General features: G+C 69.3%; 21 protein-coding genes and 2 pseudogenes. 9 read left to right on the top strand and 14 right to left on the bottom strand.

The genetic code is table 11. The annotated features are described in order from the left end of the window. Window positions 1-26: 26 nt before the first annotated feature. Entirely contained in the window at window positions 27-686 is a 660-nt protein-coding gene (locus tag ACZ3KP_RS08015) for a PadR family transcriptional regulator (RefSeq protein WP_467497371.1), read from the bottom strand. Between the two features lie 103 nt (window positions 687-789). Between ACZ3KP_RS08015 and ACZ3KP_RS08010 the strand changes: the two genes are divergently transcribed. Both ACZ3KP_RS08010 and ACZ3KP_RS08005 read left to right on the top strand, forming a co-directional pair. Then, a complete protein-coding gene (locus ACZ3KP_RS08010; protein ID WP_467497369.1) occupies window positions 790-1281 on the top strand; it encodes a hypothetical protein in 492 nt (163 codons plus the stop codon). A 30-nt stretch (window positions 1282-1311) separates the two neighbouring features. Further along, window positions 1312-2508 (top strand): FAD-dependent oxidoreductase, encoded by a 1197-nt coding sequence (locus tag ACZ3KP_RS08005; protein WP_467497367.1) that lies wholly within the window; start codon window positions 1312-1314, stop codon window positions 2506-2508. A 396-nt stretch (window positions 2509-2904) separates the two neighbouring features. Here ACZ3KP_RS08005 and ACZ3KP_RS08000 read toward each other — a convergent pair whose 3' ends face one another. After that, complete coding sequence (locus ACZ3KP_RS08000) at window positions 2905-3606, bottom strand: NAD(P)-dependent oxidoreductase (protein WP_467497365.1); 702 nt, start codon at window positions 3604-3606, stop codon at window positions 2905-2907. Window positions 3607-3976: 370 nt separating this feature from the next. Beyond that, window positions 3977-4855 (bottom strand): sigma-70 family RNA polymerase sigma factor, encoded by an 879-nt coding sequence (locus ACZ3KP_RS07995; RefSeq protein ID WP_467497363.1) that lies wholly within the window; start codon window positions 4853-4855, stop codon window positions 3977-3979. Between the two features lie 411 nt (window positions 4856-5266). On the opposite strand from ACZ3KP_RS07995, the pseudogene ACZ3KP_RS07990 reads away from it, so the two are divergent. From ACZ3KP_RS07990 to ACZ3KP_RS07980, 3 genes and pseudogenes are all read left to right on the top strand, one after another. Then, window positions 5267-5533: pseudogene (locus ACZ3KP_RS07990) on the top strand (transposase); the annotation flags it as partial. Between the two features lie 63 nt (window positions 5534-5596). Further along, entirely contained in the window at window positions 5597-5767 is a 171-nt protein-coding gene (locus tag ACZ3KP_RS07985) for a hypothetical protein (RefSeq protein ID WP_467497360.1), read from the top strand. A 63-nt stretch (window positions 5768-5830) separates the two neighbouring features. Continuing rightward, window positions 5831-6754 carry a class I SAM-dependent methyltransferase gene (locus tag ACZ3KP_RS07980; protein WP_467497358.1) on the top strand — a complete coding sequence of 308 codons (924 nt, stop codon included), beginning with the start codon at window positions 5831-5833 and terminating at the stop codon, window positions 6752-6754. Window positions 6755-6760: 6 nt separating this feature from the next. Here ACZ3KP_RS07980 and ACZ3KP_RS07975 read toward each other — a convergent pair whose 3' ends face one another. After that, complete coding sequence (locus ACZ3KP_RS07975) at window positions 6761-6907, bottom strand: hypothetical protein (RefSeq protein WP_467498094.1); 147 nt, start codon at window positions 6905-6907, stop codon at window positions 6761-6763. Window positions 6908-7627: 720 nt separating this feature from the next. Between ACZ3KP_RS07975 and ACZ3KP_RS07970 the strand changes: the two genes are divergently transcribed. Continuing rightward, window positions 7628-8134: a hypothetical protein gene (locus tag ACZ3KP_RS07970; RefSeq protein WP_467497356.1), complete on the top strand. Its 507-nt coding sequence runs from the start codon at window positions 7628-7630 to the stop codon at window positions 8132-8134. 402 nt (window positions 8135-8536) lie between these two features. Here the strand turns inward: ACZ3KP_RS07970 and ACZ3KP_RS07965 are convergent, their stop codons facing one another. Then, the gene (locus tag ACZ3KP_RS07965; RefSeq protein WP_467497354.1) at window positions 8537-9151 is read right to left on the bottom strand and encodes a TetR/AcrR family transcriptional regulator; all 615 of its coding nucleotides are present in this window, start codon (window positions 9149-9151) and stop codon (window positions 8537-8539) included. Between the two features lie 73 nt (window positions 9152-9224). On the opposite strand from ACZ3KP_RS07965, the gene ACZ3KP_RS07960 reads away from it, so the two are divergent. Continuing rightward, window positions 9225-9854, top strand: a complete 630-nt coding sequence (locus ACZ3KP_RS07960) for a peroxiredoxin-like family protein (RefSeq protein ID WP_467497352.1) — start codon at window positions 9225-9227, stop codon at window positions 9852-9854. Continuing rightward, window positions 9851-10252, top strand: a complete 402-nt coding sequence (locus ACZ3KP_RS07955) for a nuclear transport factor 2 family protein (RefSeq protein WP_467497350.1) — start codon at window positions 9851-9853, stop codon at window positions 10250-10252. The genes ACZ3KP_RS07960 and ACZ3KP_RS07955 overlap by 4 nt, the downstream gene beginning before the upstream one ends. Window positions 10253-10473: 221 nt before the next feature. Here ACZ3KP_RS07955 and ACZ3KP_RS07950 read toward each other — a convergent pair whose 3' ends face one another. The 9 genes and pseudogenes from ACZ3KP_RS07950 to ACZ3KP_RS07910 all read right to left on the bottom strand — a co-directional run. After that, window positions 10474-11118 (bottom strand): hypothetical protein, encoded by a 645-nt coding sequence (locus ACZ3KP_RS07950; RefSeq protein WP_467497348.1) that lies wholly within the window; start codon window positions 11116-11118, stop codon window positions 10474-10476. 17 nt (window positions 11119-11135) lie between these two features. Further along, entirely contained in the window at window positions 11136-11552 is a 417-nt protein-coding gene (locus ACZ3KP_RS07945; RefSeq protein ID WP_467497346.1) for a hypothetical protein, read from the bottom strand. A 733-nt stretch (window positions 11553-12285) separates the two neighbouring features. After that, the gene (locus tag ACZ3KP_RS07940; RefSeq protein WP_467497344.1) at window positions 12286-12612 is read right to left on the bottom strand and encodes a hypothetical protein; all 327 of its coding nucleotides are present in this window, start codon (window positions 12610-12612) and stop codon (window positions 12286-12288) included. Then, entirely contained in the window at window positions 12609-13034 is a 426-nt protein-coding gene (locus ACZ3KP_RS07935; RefSeq protein ID WP_467497342.1) for a hypothetical protein, read from the bottom strand. Before ACZ3KP_RS07935 ends, ACZ3KP_RS07940 begins: the two co-directional genes overlap by 4 nt. Next, window positions 13031-13780, bottom strand: a complete 750-nt coding sequence (locus ACZ3KP_RS07930; protein WP_467497340.1) for a methyltransferase domain-containing protein — start codon at window positions 13778-13780, stop codon at window positions 13031-13033. Before ACZ3KP_RS07930 ends, ACZ3KP_RS07935 begins: the two co-directional genes overlap by 4 nt. Further along, window positions 13777-14532, bottom strand: a complete 756-nt coding sequence (locus tag ACZ3KP_RS07925; RefSeq protein ID WP_467497338.1) for a DUF2071 domain-containing protein — start codon at window positions 14530-14532, stop codon at window positions 13777-13779. The genes ACZ3KP_RS07930 and ACZ3KP_RS07925 overlap by 4 nt, the downstream gene beginning before the upstream one ends. 23 nt (window positions 14533-14555) lie before the next feature. Next, window positions 14556-15488, bottom strand: a complete 933-nt coding sequence (locus ACZ3KP_RS07920) for a BtaA family protein (RefSeq protein WP_467497336.1) — start codon at window positions 15486-15488, stop codon at window positions 14556-14558. Next, on the bottom strand, window positions 15485-15871 hold the full coding sequence (locus ACZ3KP_RS07915) for a DoxX-like family protein (protein WP_467497334.1): 387 nt from the start codon (window positions 15869-15871) through the stop codon (window positions 15485-15487). Before ACZ3KP_RS07915 ends, ACZ3KP_RS07920 begins: the two co-directional genes overlap by 4 nt. Window positions 15872-16044: 173 nt before the next feature. Then, window positions 16045-16359 (bottom strand): annotated as a pseudogene (locus ACZ3KP_RS07910) (transposase); the annotation flags it as partial. Window position 16360: 1 nt separating this feature from the next. Here ACZ3KP_RS07910 and ACZ3KP_RS07905 point away from each other — a divergent pair. Beyond that, complete coding sequence (locus ACZ3KP_RS07905) at window positions 16361-16831, top strand: hypothetical protein (RefSeq protein ID WP_467497332.1); 471 nt, start codon at window positions 16361-16363, stop codon at window positions 16829-16831. Window positions 16832-16906: the final 75 nt, after the last annotated feature.

Genomic DNA, 16906 nt, shown 5'->3' with positions numbered 1-16906 from the left:
CCTCTGTGCGGCGCGGCGCGGCGCGCTCACTCCGGGCCTTGATCCGACTTCGAGGGCGTTGGGCCGGCCAGGGCCTGCTGTCCCGTGCTCTGAGCGAAACCGATCAGCTCTTCGGGAGTCCAGCCGAGCCGACCGCTGCGAAGGTCGTCTGTGACGGCTCGGATCCAGTCCAGCTCCGCGGCGGTCATCGCGCGCAGATACTCCTCCTCGAGCCTGGTCACCCGCGGCAGGCCCTGGACCTTCGCCTGCTCCGTCAAGGACTTGTCGTGCGCGTCAAGGGTCTGCACGAGGGCCGCGGCGCGCTGTTCCAGCACATCGAGGGCCTCCTCCGGGGCCAGCATGAGGACGAAGGACAGCGCGGCGGGGAACTGAGGGAACTCCTGCTTCGGCGCGGCCAGCATCTCGTCGAGCCAGACGCGCATGGTCGAGCGCCCCGCGTCGGTCAGCTCGTACACCGTCCGCTCGGGGTACTGCTGGTCGCGGCCGGTCTCCCGGACCGTGACCAGGCCCGTTGCGAGCAGCCGGTCGATCGTTCGGTAGAGGCTCGCGCGCTGGCCGACATTGACGACCTCGTCCTTCCCCCACTGCTTGATCAATCTCTGGATGCCGTACGGGTGCAGCGGCTGGAAGTGCAACAGGGCCAGCACGGTCAGGGCCAGCGGGGAACTGCGGGGCGGGGTGCTCATGCGCGCATACTACCCACGTTGAAACTAGTTGACTTGATACTAGTTGCAGTGCAACTATCGGAGCGAAGTGAGCGGGACCCACGACCGGACGGAGACCACGAACATGACCACCACCAGCACTGAGACGCCCGCCGCCACCGAGCGCGTCCACGCCGACCACGCCACGACCAAGCGGCTGGGCAAGTGGACCCGTGCAGGACACATCCAGGTGCGTGCTCGTCGGGGCCTGGCCGTGCTCGACCTGCGCTCCCCGGACCTGCCTGACGACATCGAGCTGCGCCTGGAACTCCAACGCGCCACGCTCAAACTGCTGGTGCCGGAAGACGCCGTAGTCGAGCACTGGGACCTGCGTTGGACCGCTCGCGGCAAGGTCAAGGACGCGCAGGGCCGGACCGTCGGGGAACCGGTCCTCGCCGGGGCCCGCCGAATCCGTCTGACCGGTGCCGCAGCCGACAGCGAGGTCCGCGCGCACCGCGGCGGCATCGCGGTCCTGAGTGCCATGTGCTCCCGCGCCTACCTCCAGGACCTGCGCCTCGCCCACAGGACGGGCGGCCACCCGACCGTGGACGATCCGGCTCGCTCGCACGGCCACTGAAAATCCGACAGGACGGGGAAGGGCAGACGCATGACTGCGATCAAGACGGCGGCCGTGATAGGGGGCGGCATAGCCGGACCGGTGACGGCCCTCGCACTTCGCAGGGCGGGCATCGAGGCGACCGTCTACGAGGCTCACGAGAACACGGCGGACGGCCTCGGCGGCATGCTGATGGTCGCACCCAACGGGCTCAGCGCCCTGGAAGTCGTCGGTGTGGACCAGGGCTTGGCCGGTCAGCCGATCCATCGCATGGTGATGACCGACGGACGGGGCCGACGGCTGGGCGAGTTCGGCGGGCTGACGGGCCTACCGCCCAGCCAGGTGATGTGGCGCGCCGACCTGTACGGGGCGGTACGCGAGCGGGCCGCCGCGATGGGCGTACGGACCGTGTACGGCAAGCGCCTGGCCGGAGCCGAGGAGACTCCGGCGGGCGTCACCGCCGAGTTCACCGACGGGACCCGGGTGACCGCGGACGTGCTGGTCGGCGCGGACGGTATCCGGTCGGCGGTCCGGCGGCTGATCGACCCGGCAGCCCCCGGCCCGCGCTACACCGGCCTGCTCGGTTTCGGTGCGCATTCGAAGGCGCAGGTCCCACAGGCGCGGCCGGACACCATGTACTTCGCCTTCGGCAAGCACGCGTTTCTCGGCTACTGGCCGGTGCCCGGTGGAGGCACCGCCTGGTTCGGCAACCTGCCGTTCGACGGGCCGCTCAGCGCGGAGCAGGCCCGTGCGACGCCGTCGGCCGCATGGATGCGGATCCTGCGGGAGAAGTACACCGAGGACGTGCCCGGCCGGGATCTGCTCCGGGGCACCGGCGACGACGAACTCCTCACCTTCGGAGGGCTGGAGATCCTGCCCTCGGTGCCGAAGTGGCACCGCGGCCGGATGGTCCTGGTCGGCGACGCGGCCCACGCACCGTCCTCCAGCTCCGGACAGGGCGCGTCCCTCGCCGTGGAGAGCGCGGTGCAACTGGCGCGGTGTCTGCGGGACATCCCCGACGTGGGCACGGCGTTCGCGACGTACGAGCGGCTGAGGCGGGCGAGGGTGGAGAAGGTCGCCGCCCAGGCAGCGAAGACCAACAGCCAGAAGTCCATGGGGCCGGCCGCGACGAAGATCATGACCTTGCTGATGCCGCTGGCGACGCGGACGTTCCTGAGCCCGGAGAAGATGTTCGGCTGGACGCACCGGTACCGGATCGACTGGGACGCGCCCGTGGCGCCCGCCTGACGCGCGACGACGTCTGACAGCGGCCACCCGACTCGAGCGCCCGTGTCGTCGCGGGCACGGCACCCCGCGCCCCGCGCCCGCGCCCCGCGCCCGCACGGCCCGTACGCGGGTCGCCGCACATCGCTCGGTTCGCCGTCGTGCTCGACACCAAGCACCGCACTCGAGGATGCCGCAGTCAGGATCTACGACTGGGTCCGCAAGTCGTCTGAGAGGCCCGTCGGCCAAGGCCTTCCAGTGCCGGAACGCTTCCTCCGTGGCTTCGGGCCGGAATCGGGTCCGCTCAAGCCGACGCAGGGCAGCCGTGCAAGATCCTGAGAGGCGGTCAGTGAACGGGTACCGTCGATGCCTCGGCCGGCGGACAGGAATGCCGCCTCGCAGGGCTGACGGATGCCCGACTCATGCCGGGCTCTTGCCGAAGGCTTCGCGTCGTAGGAGCTGCCACAGGGTCGGGGCACCCTCGGGGGTCGTCACGGCTACTCGCCTGCCGCTCCACCGCCGGTCCCCGGCCTGCGCGAGGAGGCAGGCGGCGAGGTCGGCCCGGCTGGTGAAGACGCCGTCCGCGTGGTCTTCCTGGAGGCGGTAGTCGCTCACCTTCTCGGCGTCGAAAAGTCCGGAGGGACGCAGGACCGTCCAGTCGAGGTCGCTGTTCGCGAGGAGCGTCTCCATGGCGGCCATGTCGGCGTACGTCGTCCTGCCGATCGTTCGGGTGATCAGAGGCTGCAGCACCCGGTTGAGCACGATGCCGCCGTCCGCGTGCGGACGTGGGTCCAGGGCACTGGAGCTGACGGCGACGATTCGGGTGACACCGTGCAGGCGCATCGCGGTGACGATGTTCGCGACACCTGTGCTGTAGACGCTGATCGGGTCACGGCTGAAGGGCACGCCGAGCGTCGAGAGCACTGCGTTCGCACCGTGGACGGCCTTCACGACGTCGTCCTCGACGTGGACGTCGGCCGGGACCACGTCGAGATGCTCGTGGGCGAGCGGGAAGACGTCGGGTCGCCGGGTGACTGCGGTCACCCGGTGTCCGGCCTCCAGGGCCTGGCGGGTGAGCCGGCGGCCGGTCTTGCCGTTCGCACCGAAGACGACGAGCTTCATTCGGGTACCCCTGTCCTGTTGTTCTGTTGGGCGATGGTTCCGAGATGAAGTCGGATCAGCCGCCGTAGATGTGACGGTGCCGCTCGCGGCGCCTGCGGCCATCCGGCTCGCTCAACCTGAGGCGCAGGGACCGCCCCGGCTGCGCCGGTCACATCCGCGCACGTCAGGTGCCGCAGGCGCTCGGGGGCATGGCATCGAGCTGCAGCCCGGGAAGGGTTCGTCGCAGGGTCGAGGCCCCAAGCCGCGGAGCGACATTCGGCTCGGTCATCCTGAGGACGCCGTCGTCCCGTTCCTCAAGCCGGTTCGAGAAGTTCGCCACGGCGGATCGCCCGCCCGCACCACCGCCCCAGGGCCGTCCCGGTGGTCCTCATCAGCGGATCGTCAGGGTGGAGAGCTTGGCTGGGTCCAGGACCAGGTCGATCTCGGCGATGCGACCGGAGACGACGGTCATCCCTACGACAGCGACCACGCTCGACCGGGTCCTGGCGATGATGCCGGCGGCGCCGTTGACCAGGGCCGGCTCGCACAGCATGGCGAACCGAGAGCCGTGCGTGGCGGCGTGGGCCGCGACGTCGGCCGCGCCGGTCAGCAGCGCCGGTGCGAGCCAGGTGCGTGATCCGGTGTCGACGCGGAAGACCACGTCGGGGTCGAGCAGGGCGAGGAGTGCCTCGAAGTCGCCCGCCCGGGACGCGGCGAGGAACGCGTCCACGACCCGGCGCTGGGTGCGGAGGTCGGCGTCGGGCACGGCCGCGGTCCCGCGCAGCCGCCGCCTCGCGCGGCTGGCGAGTTGGCGCGCCGCCACCGGAGTACGGTCCACGATCGGGGCGATCTCGTCGAACGGGACGCCGAACATGTCGTGGAGCACGAACGAGAGCCGTTCGGCGGGCTCAAGGCTTTCCAGGACGACGAGCAGAGCAAGTCCGACCGAGTCGGCCAGCAGGCTCGCCTGCTCAGGGTCAACCGTCTCGTCGGTGGTGACGACGGGCTCGGGAAGCCATCCGGTGAGCTGCTCGCGTCGGGACTTCCTGGTACGCAGCATGTCGATGCACACCCGGCCGACCAGCGTGACCAGCCAGCCGTCGATGCTCTCGATGGCGCCGGCATCGGAGCGGGTCGTGCGGATCCATGCCTCCTGGAGGGCGTCGTCGGCGTCGGTGAGCGTGCCCAGCATCCGATACGCCACCGCCCTCAACCGTGGGCGGTGCAACTCGAACTGCTCGGCGAACCAGACCTTGTCGTCCCTCTGCATCCCGCTCTCCACTCCCGGCCACAGCCGTCCCGGCCGACGATGTCATGACAGATACGGCGAAGTGCCACCCCTCGGCTCCCGTACCCGCCGGTGAAGCACCCGGGCCGCCGGCGGCAGCATCGAGATCCGCGCACGCTCGTCGGCCAGGCGGGCGCGGCGCCTCCGGGCGTCGGCTCAGTTCTCGATGTCATCCTGCGAGATGTCAGGCATCGGTCCTCCTCGCCATTTCCTCTCCCCTCACGTACAGCCAGGCTCAGACACTTGGTCGGATCGAGTCACGAAAACGTGACACGGCGGAGTGCGTCTGCCTCAGCGGGTCTGCTGCAGTTGCGGGTGACGGTTGACCTGCCCCACCGCTCAGGTTGCAGTTCTGGTGGCTAACTGGCAGCCCTTCACGGAAGGTTGGCAGTCATGCCTCGTCCCTGTCCTCCGGAGTTCCGGGTGCGTGCCATCGCGCTGGTCCGCGCCGGCAAGCAGGCTGAACAGACGGCGGTGGAGCTCGGCATCCATCCCGTCACGTTGTCGAAGTGGTTGCGGCAGGACGACATCGACAACGGGCGGCGACCGGGAACGCCGTCGAGCGAGTCTGCTGAGTTGCGGGCCGCTCGCCGGCGGATCCATGAGCTGGAAACCGAGCTGGCGATCGTCCGGCAGACGGCGAAGTTCCTTGGCGAGGACAAGCCGGCCCCAAAAGACTCTGTCGAGGAACGCCTGGCACTCTAGGCACGGTCGTACGACCTGATGCGCGCGGCGACGACCGCGGCGATCGTGGCGGGCGGCGGGTGCGCCATGGATCTGGCCTGCACCGCCCAACGCCTCGCCCGTGAGGAGATGTTCCTGCTCGTGCAGGGTCAGACGGCCGAGGTGCGCCGGGCCCATCTGGACGCTCTGGCCGGGCCGTGGGCCGACTGAGCTGTTCACTGGACATTCAGTCGGTGGCCACTTTCTCCGGCGCCGGATGAGCAGAGTTATTCCATGGCGATCGCACAGTCAATCGACAAGAACCCCGCCGAGCTCAATGACGTCCCCGGCTGGTTCCCTCCGCTGGACCAGCTCCTGTTCACCTGGTTCCTGGAGCGGCAGGAAAAGGGCGGCCTCCGGGGCGATCTGGTGGAACTCGGCGTGTACATGGGCAGGAGCGCGATCCTGCTCGGGCGGCACCGGCAGGACGGCGAGGAGTTCACGGTCTGCGACCTCTTCGGCGGAGAGGCACCGGACGGGCCCAACCAGGCCGAGACGGCGAAGTCGTACTCCTCACTCACCCGGCAGGCCTTCGAACGCAACTACCTCTCCTTCCACGACACCCTGCCGCGGGTGCTGGAAGCCCCGTCCTCCGTGATCTCGGCGGAGGTGAAGCCGGGCACCTGCCGCTTCGTCCACATCGACGCCTCGCACCTGTACGAGCACGTCCGCGACGACATCGGGGCCGCCCGCGACCTGCTGCTGCCCGAGGGCGTCGTCGTGCTCGACGACTTCCGCTCCGAGCACACCCCCGGCGTCTCGGTCGCCACCTGGGAGGCCGTGCTCAATCGCGGGCTGCGCCCGATCTGCCTGAGCACCCAGAAGCTGTACGGCACGTGGGGCGATCCCGAGCCGGTGCAGGAGGAGTTGCTGGTGATGCTGGAGGAGCGGACGGACATCGGTCTGAGCGTGCAGGACGCCGCCGGGCACCGCCTGGTGCGCGCCCGCGCCAACAAGGGACTGCAGGCACCGCCCTTCCCGCACTCCCGGCACTACACACCGCCCGAGCCGCAGCAGCCGGCCGCCCCAGCCCCAGCCCCGGCCTCGGTGCCCGCTCCCCGCCGCCCGCGCTCCCGCGCCCGCCGCATAGGCGTGGACCTGATGCCCCCGATCCTCACCCGGACGGTGCGTCGGGTCCTGGCCAACCGCTCCCGGTAAGGCGCCTCAGCTCGCGAACGGCACCTGGGCCGGTGACACCGCCCGTGTCCTGGCCTGGTGTCGCCACAGGCACTGCCGCTTCTTCGTGTCCACGCTGATCACCGGCTCGCCGTCGGTGTGGTGCTGCTTGACCTGCTCATTGAGTGGCTTCACCTGCGGCAACGCCCCAAGATCCCGTCCACGCCTCGTCCACAGCCTCCGACATACGGCCGCTTTGGGCCGCATACGCCTGCACAAACGCGAAGACCCCGGCCTCAGCGTTTCCGCTGGTGACGGGGTCTTTGGGCACCTCATAAGGGGCCCCGGCGGGGGACTCGGAGCATGGGGCCGGGCGGCACCGCTTGTACGCGGCGGGCAGTTGGTCATTCAAACGGTGGTGCAGCTGAGCCGGTAGGCCGTGGGCACGCAGCCGCGGGTTCGCTTCCCTGGCGGGGCACAGGGACTGGGATGTTCAGAGGAAGGCGCTTGCCGGAGTGGGAACCAGCGACTCTGCCGGACCTCGCGGGTGGAGCCGCTGCCGCCGCAGCTGGTGGCCCTGTGGCGTGAGCACATCGCCACGTCCGGCACGGCCGACGACGGCGGCGAGGCGCTGTGAACCCAGGTCGTGACCGTGAGTGCGGCGCCATGGGCCAGCCGTGCCCCGCCTTCCCTGGTAGCCGAGCGGCTCCCTGTCCCGTATCGGCGTGGTCCGGTGCGTTCGTCGTCTCCCCTCGCTTGCCACGACGAGATGTGGCTTGCCCGGATGCCACGCACGCCCCACGGCCCGGGTGCTTCCTGATCGGTTCGTCGAAATTCCGGTCCGCGACCGCCCGTGTCGATGCCACGATGAGTGGGCGTCGTACCCGCACTTTTTGACCAGTCAGAGGGGGCGTCATGTTCCACAGCTCCGGCCGGCCGGACCTTCCTGCCGATCGCATATGGCTGGAGACCCTGCGGGAGTTCGGACGTCCGGTGGCTGTCCTCGCGTGGCCCGAGCCCGGATGGCGCCGCCTGGTGGGCCAGGGCGCGGTCGACGGCCTTCTCCAACGGCTCGACCTCGGGTATTACGAGGAGCAGACCATGCTGGTGCAGGTCACCACGCAGCGGCGCCTGCCTGAGCACGTCCGTGTGTTCTCAACCCTGGAGCCCGATGCGCTCCTGTATGAGTTCCTCTTCAACTCGTCGCCCCACGGACCGATCCGGCTGCCCAACGAACTGGCCACCGGAACAGGCCGACTGGTCGTGGACGGAACAGCGATCGAGGCGCAGCGGCTCACATGCGGCGAACACATCGCCACCCTCGCCGCGATCGGGGAGGAGGCAGTTGCGGTCATCAGCACCGCCGCACTCCACGATCAGGCCGTCCATCTGACCCTTGACACCACTGCCGTCCCCGTCTGAAAAGGAACACCGGCCGCCGGGAGCATTCCGGAGATCACCGACAACACCAGTTCCGTGAAGGCTGAGTGGCCAGGCCGACCATCAGTTCGGCCACGGCTGGGCGGTGAGCTCCGGCCACTCGTCCTTCCAGTACGTCGGCTTGGTCTCATACGCCCTCCCGCGGGGTCAGGGCCGGGGCCGCACGGCCAGTCCTTTGTCGGATCCCAGCCGGACGCCCAGACCGCATGCCGTCGCAGCGAGCCGTCGATCCCGGCCTCGGTGGACTCGTGCGGCGGGCATGGCACCCCGAACTCTTCTGCTCATCCCAAAGGTGCAGGCGGGCTTCGTTGTGGATCCGGCGGCGCTTGCCTGCGAGATCGGACAGGTAGGCCGCGGTGGACCGCCGATTGAGGGCCGTTGTCGTTACCTGTGTAGGCCGCGCATCAGCGCGGCGAGCCCGCCGAAGAACTCCTGGTCGGCTCCCACGTCGTGTGCGTGGTGTGCGGTCTCGGCCAGGCGCGGGAACTCGATCGGCGACAGAGCGGAGATGGCGACCGTACCTTCGCCCGCCAGAGGTCCCAGGTGCTCGAGCTGGATGGCTCCGATGACGTAACTCAGGAGGGCCCGCAGTGCGATGACGCGTCGCGCGCCGTCGAAGCCCGCCTCGGTGAGAACCGTGAGTACGGCCTCCGACCAGCGCAGCACCCCGCGGGACCGGTGCCGGTGGGTGATCGTCAGCGGCACGACGGCGGGATGGGCGCCGACGGTGTCGCGCAGGCGCCGCACCAGGGCTTCGATCCGCTCCTCCCACGGCGCGTCCGAGGGCGGCGGCTCGGTGTCGACGGTTCCGAGTACGGACTCGACGACCAGCCGTTCGAGTTCCTCGCGGTCGGCCACGTAGCGGTAGAGGCCCATCGTGCTCATGCGTAGTTCCTTGGCGACCGCACGCATGGACAGGCCGGCGACACCGTCGCGGTCCAGGACGGTCAGGGCGGACGAGGCGAGGTGGTCCGGGGTGAGTGAGCGGGGGCGAGGCATGACGGTTGACAGCGTACGGCATACGCCTACGCTGGTAGGCGTATGGCGTACGCCTAAAAGGAGAAGGGGGATCATGAAAACGACTCGCAGGAATACGCGGACAGGAACCTTAAGGCCCGGTGTCGTTGTCGGTGCCCATGACCTCACGGCCGTCTCCGGCGCCCAGATCGCCGTGCCCGACGGTGACCGGCTGACACATCTTCAGTTCCGGCGGTTCGCCGGCTGCCCGATCTGCAACCTGCACCTTCAATCGGTGGTGCGACGACACGCGGAGATCGCTCAAGCGGGAATCCGCGAGATCGTGGTCTTCCACTCGCCCGCGGAGGAACTGCGGAAGCACGTAACCGACCTCCCCTTCCCCGTCATAGCCGACCCCGCCAAGCGCCTGTACGCCGAGTTCGGGGTGGAGTCGTCGCCTCGCGCGTTGTTCAGCCTGCGGGCCTGGGCACCGACCACCGGGGCCATCCTGCGTAGCACGTGGACGATCCTCCGCGGGCGGGAGCGTCCGCCGTCCCGCAGGCCGCACGGCGGACGGCTCGGCCTTCCCGCCGACTTCCTGATCGCACCCGACGGCCGCATCCTCGCCGCCAAGTACGGCGAACACGCCTACGACCAGTGGTCGGTCGACCACTTGCTCGAACTGGCGACTCAAGCGACTCAAACATCACTGCCATCAGGACCTCGTCCCGAAGGAGCATCGTGAGCGACGATCCCTGGCCCACCCCGGCGAAGGAACTCGCCGAGTATCTGAGGTCGTACATCCAGGAGATGGGCCTGGGCAACGAGGACCCCGGCGTGGTCATCGACCGGTACCACACCCCGGACATCGAGTGGCACAACGACGGGATGTGCCTGGACCGGAACAGGTTGATCGCCCATGCCCGCCCTGCGCGGAAGAACGCGATCGCCCGCGACGTGGAGGTCCATGACGCCCTGGTGGCCGGCGACCGCGTCGCCGCCCGGTACACCTTGCACTCCACCGTGCGCAAAGGGCGTCGCTCGGGCGAGATCCACCTGTTCGGGGAGCCGGCTCCGGACGGACGGCTCCGTCGCGTCTACTCCACCAGCCGCCACATGCCAGATCAGGCCACCCAGGGGTAAAGCGTCCCGGGAGACCGTGCGGGCAATCCACGGGCGCGCCATCGGCGGTGCCGACCGACACACCGCGGGTGACCAGGAGGACGGGAAGAGCAACTGAGCAGGCTTGTCCCACCCCTCGATCAGAGGGGTGAGGAAGGGAATGTATCGGGTCCACGAGGGAATCCACCGGCTTGGTCTTCGACCGGTGGATTCCCGTTGATCCCCACGCGATGTTGATCTGCTCAGTGCGTCAGGTCCAGCACGACCGTGCAGTGCGGATCGTCCTCCGGCTCCTCGAAGAGCTCCCGCTCCCGCGAGCGGGAGAACACCTCCGCGATCACGGCCGGCCCTGCCTCCGAGAGTCGGACGTCACAGGCCACGACGTCGGGGTCTCCCTGATGGCGTACGTACAGCCGCATCCGGCCCTCGCGCAGGTACAGGAAGCCGACCAGCAGTGACTCGGCCTTCTCCCGCTCCTCATAGCCCGGAGCCGGGCAGTTCAGTGCGGTCAGCAGGCTGTACGCCCGGTCCTCCGGCAGCTCCTCCTCGGGCACGTCCTCCGCGAGCCTGATGAGCGGAGTATCGAGGACGTGGTCCACCTGGCCGCTGGAGTAGAAGCGCACCTCGCCCGCCTCGTGCCGCACGCGGCTGACGGCCTCCCACGGGAGCAGCACCTCGTCCTGCCGGAACAGCGGGATCTCGTAGATGGTGAGGAGATCGGTGACGGTCGCCTTCCGCCGGCCGAGCGCGATCCGCACGGCCGGCGTCCCGCCAGGGCCCGGGAGAACGCCGCGGACGCGCATCTTCTTCACGATCGGAGCCTGCGTGTAGAGGATCAAGTGGCCGGTCACGTCGGCCTGTGCCACGGCCACTTCCCACGGCGTCATTGCGGGTGTCTCCCTGTTCAGCGCTTGAACTTGGCGGCGGACTGGTTCATCAAGTTGGGGCACTTCCTCATGCCCTTGCAGTAGGCGGTGATGACGCCGATCATCTGCCCGCTTCCGGCGTCGTACCGGTTGCCCTGGGTACGGCGGGTGACCTGCGCCTTGACGATGATCTTCACCTGGGGGTGCGTACCGTCGAAGGCGTAACCCCAGTATTCCGGGCCCCCCTTGCCGTCGTTCTTGTCCGCCTTGCCGTTCAGGGGAGCGTTGACGATGCGGCAGGTGCGGATGTTGTGGTTGCTGGCGAAGTGCGCCCAGCCCAGTTCGCTGTTGCCGATACGGGTGGGTACGTTCCGCCCGTCCAGGTCCTTCTGGTGGCACTTCTTGGTCTTGTTCCAGAGAGGGGCATCGGCGTGCGCGGCTCCCGTCTGCCCCAAGGCCACGATGGCGGCCGAGAGGGTGACGAGCGACGCTTTCGCGATCCTTTGACGTGTTATGGCGGGCTTCCTCCGCATGCCATAAAGGAGGTCTCCGGCGGCCCACGGCCCTGTGAGGCTTTGCCGAGGCGAGCTGGTTCGACCCACCCATGGCAGGGCGGGAACAGCCGTCTTCGCAGAACAGGGCTGGCTTGAGGTGCCTCGCTGCTCCCAGGTAACGCCGCCATGGCGAGGCGTGGGCCCAGGCGCAGCCCGACGGACGCGCGGAGGCAGGTCTTCAGCCCGGTCGGCGGCGTGTCTGGCTGCCTGGTGCGAGTCGGTGTCCTGCCGCATCCGGGCCAGGGCGGGGCTGGTCGACTTCCGCGATCCTGCGGGCGCCATGTGGTGCAACCACGAAGGTGAGTGCCGGCCCCAGGGCGTGAACCTCGCGGAATGGCTGACGGGCACGCTGGCAGGAACCCTGACGGACGCTGGAAACTCCGCTGGAGAGCCAGCCCACTTCGTAGACCAGCCGCCTCACTGCCCTGAGACCGGTACTTCTCCTCGACGATTGCCGGACGTGAGCCCGCGATCTCTTCGTCCCGAATGAGGTTCGGTCAAGTTCAGCACCAGCCTCTTCGGCGTTTCTGCAGGTCGGGGCGTTTCGCTCGACGGGTCTCGCACGATCTCGGGAGGAGTCGGGGAGTGGGCCGGCTGCCAGACGGCTCTCAGCTCTGCTGATCTTTGACGGACTTCAGCCGCGCAGCGCGGTCAGCACGTCGGCCCGTGCCATGACCCTTTGTCCGTCGGCACGGAAGGCGTTTTCCCCGGCGCGGGATCCGGCGGAGCGGCTGCGCGTGATGGCGAACATCGCTGCCGCCAGCCGCCGGACGCCCACGATCAGCCCGGCGACGAAGAGTCCGCGGGCAGTGGAATCGCTGCTTGACGTGACCGGCTTGGTGCTCTCGGCGCTCTTCGAGGTCGCGGTCGGCGAGGAGACCGAGGGGCTGCCGCCTTCCTCCGCCCCCTTGGCGGTGAACTTGAGCAGGGGTGCCGGGTTGAGCAGGGGTGCAGGGTTCACCGCAACCCGTGCGCCGCCGCTGCCGCGAACACAGCCGTCACCCAGGTCCACAGCACCGCGAGCCCGACATGGCCTGCGGTGCGCAGGCGATGGCCGCGCCATGTCCGGGGTGAGAAGTAGGCGAACTCCATGATCCAGCGCAGGCCCCAGAACAGGGTCTGGCCACAGAGCAGGAACGTCGGCAGGGGTGCGCCGGTGAGCAGGGCCGGCGCGAAGGCCAGGGGAAGGGAGCCGAGAAGTGCGCAGGTCAATGCGATGAAGAACAGGTGCGCGTAAGAGACCTGGCGGGTGAGCAGGCTGCTGGCGCGCAGGTCGGCGGGCCACCCCAGTATCCGCGGGAGCGCGACGTGCACCAGTCCCATGAAGATCAGGGCTGCGCCGACCAGGCGCAACTGGACACTGAGACTGAGAAGTTGGGTCACTCTCGATCCTTGCTGAAGGCGAATGCCGCGATCAGGCCCGCGAAGCGGCGCTCGGCACTGGGTTCCAGCCCTGCGTGGGCGGCGAGCCGCAACCATTCCTGACGGGGCAGGAAGTGCCAGGCGCCGGGCCCGAACAGGGCTGTGTTGGCGGCATCTCGCAGGTGCTCGGCGACCAGCAGTGTGCCGCCGGGCCGCAGCAGCCGGGCGCATTCGGTGAACAGCCGCTCCCGGTCCTGTGCGCGGCGCAGTTCGTGCGCGGCGAAGACGAGCAGGACGGTGTCGGCCGAGTTCGCCGGGTGTGGCAGCGTCTCCGGGCGGCCCGGTGCGGCGTGGGCGGGGGGAGGCACCCGGCGTCGGGCGCGGCGCAGGGACCCCTCGCTCGTCAAGGCCGGGTCGTACAGGTCGAAGGCGGTGCGCTGGGCCTTCGGCCAGCGTGCGGCGAGTGGGGCGCTCACCTCGTCCAGGCCGGTGCTCACCACCACGTATGCCGACGGGATGCGAGGCAGTAGGTCCTCCAGCCAGTCGTACGTGTACAGGCCGGAGCGATCGTAGACGTGCCAGCTCGCCGCCGTGGCGGTGCACAGCAGAGTGAGTGCCGCGATCGATCCCGTCCGGGCGAGGGGGCGCAGCGCGCGAGGCAGACGTGGAGCAAGTAGGGCTGCAGCCGCCGCAGTCGCCGCACCCGCTGCGTACTGGGGCCAGTTGTAGGCGATGACGTCGCGGACGCCGGAGTGCCGCAGCGTCACCGTATCGCGCCGTTCTCGGTGCGGCGCACACCGCGGTGCCAGCCGTAGTCGACGCCCGCAACGTGGAAGGCGTTGGCGAGGACGGGGCGGGTTCCGGCGAGCGGGCCGTGATCGAAGAAGGTCAGCCGGCGCACATCGACACAGACCGGCTGCGGGTCCCACTGCGTACGGAATGCCTTGACCACGATCACGGAGCGGGTCTGGGGTTCGTACTCGAAGGTATAGGGCAGGGGGCCGGCGAAGCGGCGGGCGGCTCGGGCGTCGGCGAAGGGGCTGTGCGGGGGCAGCGGTGCCGGAGCGCTGTGCAGGTCGGCACGCACCAGCAGGTCGGCGTGCCCGTCGGCGCTGTCGACCCGGAATTCCAGGGTGCCGTCCTTGGCATGCGAACTGATGTGGGCAAGGCGGTAGTTGTAGTGAGTGAAGAGGTTGCCGCCGAGCCGCATCAACCGGGTATCGGTGTCGCTGCGCAGGATGCGCAGCCCTCGCATGGTGCGCCCGCCAGGGGTGCGGAAGCGGGTGAAGACGCGGTATCCGGTCAGCAGGAAGTCACGGCCCAGCCGCGCGGGCAGGAACGCCGGCCGCAGGGCACGGGTGTCGACCAGGGCGGCGGCCACGAAGCCGTACTCCTCGCCCTGCTCGCCGCGGGGGTACGTGTCAAGTTCCAGGCCCGGCGGCACCAGCCGGCGCAGCGCCTCGGCGGGCAGAGCGTAGGTCAGCACGAGCGAGTGCGCGAAATGCGTGCTCATCGCCATGGGATGACGTTGCACCAAGTGCCTCACGGGTCGATCCTCCTGTCCTCGGCGCCCGAGGGGTCTGCGCCCAGCCGCACGACGCGCACCACGCCCCACAGCGCCGATCGGTCCTGCGCCGCCCAGCCCGGTCCGGTCGCCGTGGGCTCGCGGAAGCTGCGCAGAACGACGATGCCGCCAGGACGCACGGCACGACGCACGGCGGCGCGCAGCCGGTCGGCGAAGGCGGGGCCAGGCCCGTCGAGCACGTTCGAGAGGGTCACCGCGTCGTAGCCGGCCCGCGGAGCCTGTTCCAGCGCGTCGACCACGTCGGCGTGGACGAGGCGGACGTCCGGCGCGAGCAGCGGCTGTGCCCCTGGAAGTTCGACCCCCGCGAGAAGCCGCCACATCCAGGGGTTACAGGCATTGGCGTGCCCGGCGACGGTCCGCCCCAGGCGTCGTCTGAGCACCTCGTCGAAGCGTGCCGGGACCTCTTGCGCGAACGAGGGGCGCAGCGCGACCGCAAGCGCGCCGCCCGGCCGCAGCGCGAGCGACATCAGCCGTCTCAGCCCCGGGCTGTCCAGGGCGGTGCGCCAATGCCGGGCCTGTTCGGCCGGATCGTCGAGGGCGAGGAAGGCGCGCAGTGCGGGCCCGCGCCAGGCCGGCAGCAGCGCGCCGGCCGCTCCACGACCCAGCCGCATCAGTGTCTCCGCGGAGCCTTCCGTGGTGGCTCTGCCGGCGAGCCGGTCACGTGCGTAGGCGAGTTGTACCGGGTTGACGTCGACGGCTGTCACGTCGTGACCGGCCTGCTGCAGGGCGGCGGCGGTGTCGCCCGCGGAGGCGATGCACAGCACCCGCGCCCCCGCGCCGGGCAGGACGCCGAGCTCGATACCGCAGTCCTCGTACATCCGCCCGAACAAGAGGCGGGGGCCGCCCGACCCGCTGATGATCCGGCCGCGTGCCCACGGTGTGCCGCTCACCGGACCGCCACTCCGAGTGAGGTCCGTTCCACCAGCCAGACCAGCGCTACAAAGGCCAGATTCTGGGTGAGCATCCGCCCCGGTTCCGCTATGTGATCCAGGCCGAACAGCAGCCCGCCCGCGTTGAACACCACCACGAGCACCGTCTGTACGACAGCGGCGGCCCGCGCCCACAGCCCGGAGAGCGCCCACAAACCGATGGCCGCCTCCGCGATCCCGATGACGATCAGCGCCGTCGTCACCGCCCAAGCCGGCAGATGGGGAACGTCCCCGAGAATGGCCCGCTGATCGTCCCGCCCCGGCCAGACCTTGCACCACAGGCCCTCGTAGAACCACACCAGAGCCACAGCCCAGCGCGCCAGCACCCCTTGCCACCCCGTCACTACGCTCCGGTCTCCCAGCCCTTCGGGTGGTGCCTCTGCGGCGGGCGGTACATCGGACGCACCGGCGCGAAGCGCGGCCGGAGAAGACCCGACCAGAAAGTCCATGGACACCACACCCGATCGCAGAATTGAACGCGTTCAAGAACAGTCTACTCATGTACGACCGTCGGAGAGGAGATGAGGGCCTGCTCGGCCCGGCGGCGTCGTTCAAGGAGCCGGTGCGGGAAGTAGCTGCCCTGCCGAACTTTGGGGACTGCCAGTTCGACGGTGCCGGCACGGGTGTCCCACTCGCGAGGGCGTTAGCCGTTGCGGTGGTTGACGCGTTCGTCGCTGACCTGCCCGTATGCGGCGTTGCAGAGGGCGTCTGCTTCCGCGGACCTGAGTGCGTCGGCGAAGGTATTGACCATCGCGCGCAGCAGATCGGGACTCGCCGCGGTGAGGTTGTCCTCGGCGAGGGCGTGCAGGGGCGGACTGTCAGGTGCGGTCATCGTGTTGATCTCCTTCGAGGCTTCGACACCTCGAAGATCAGCCGGTGGCCGTTCATCTGTGCGGGCCCCATCCCAACGCCGGAGCAAATCCCCGGATCAGGTAGAACCCGTACACCACTTCCCTGGACGTAACCCTCGGCTCGCCACCATTCTCAAGCAGTACCTCGATACCTTCGGTACTGCTGAGGGCGGGCGGCTGTTCACGAACGAGCGTGGGGGAGTGGTCGGCTCGTCGACGTGCTGTCGCGTTTGGCAGGAGGCTCTGACGCTGGCCGTTTCACCGGCCGCGGTCGAATCACCACTCGCTGCTCGGCCGTACGACCTCCGGCACTCGGCCCTCATTTCACCCGTTGCCGACAAGCGGGCAGGAAACAGCGTTGAGGTCCTGCTCGGCCGCTACGCGAAGTGCATCGACGGGCGGCAGGAGATCGCCAACCGGAAGATTGAAGATCTCCTGAGCGAGTACGAGTGAATCGGGTCGCTCGGCGAACAGCCCCCAGCCTTTACGGGTTGGGGGCTTCGTCGTGTACCGGCCGCGCTTTCCAAG

The organism is Streptomyces sp. NPDC020958, assembly GCF_055562175.1.
This window is presented reverse-complemented; position numbering and strand designations above follow the sequence as displayed.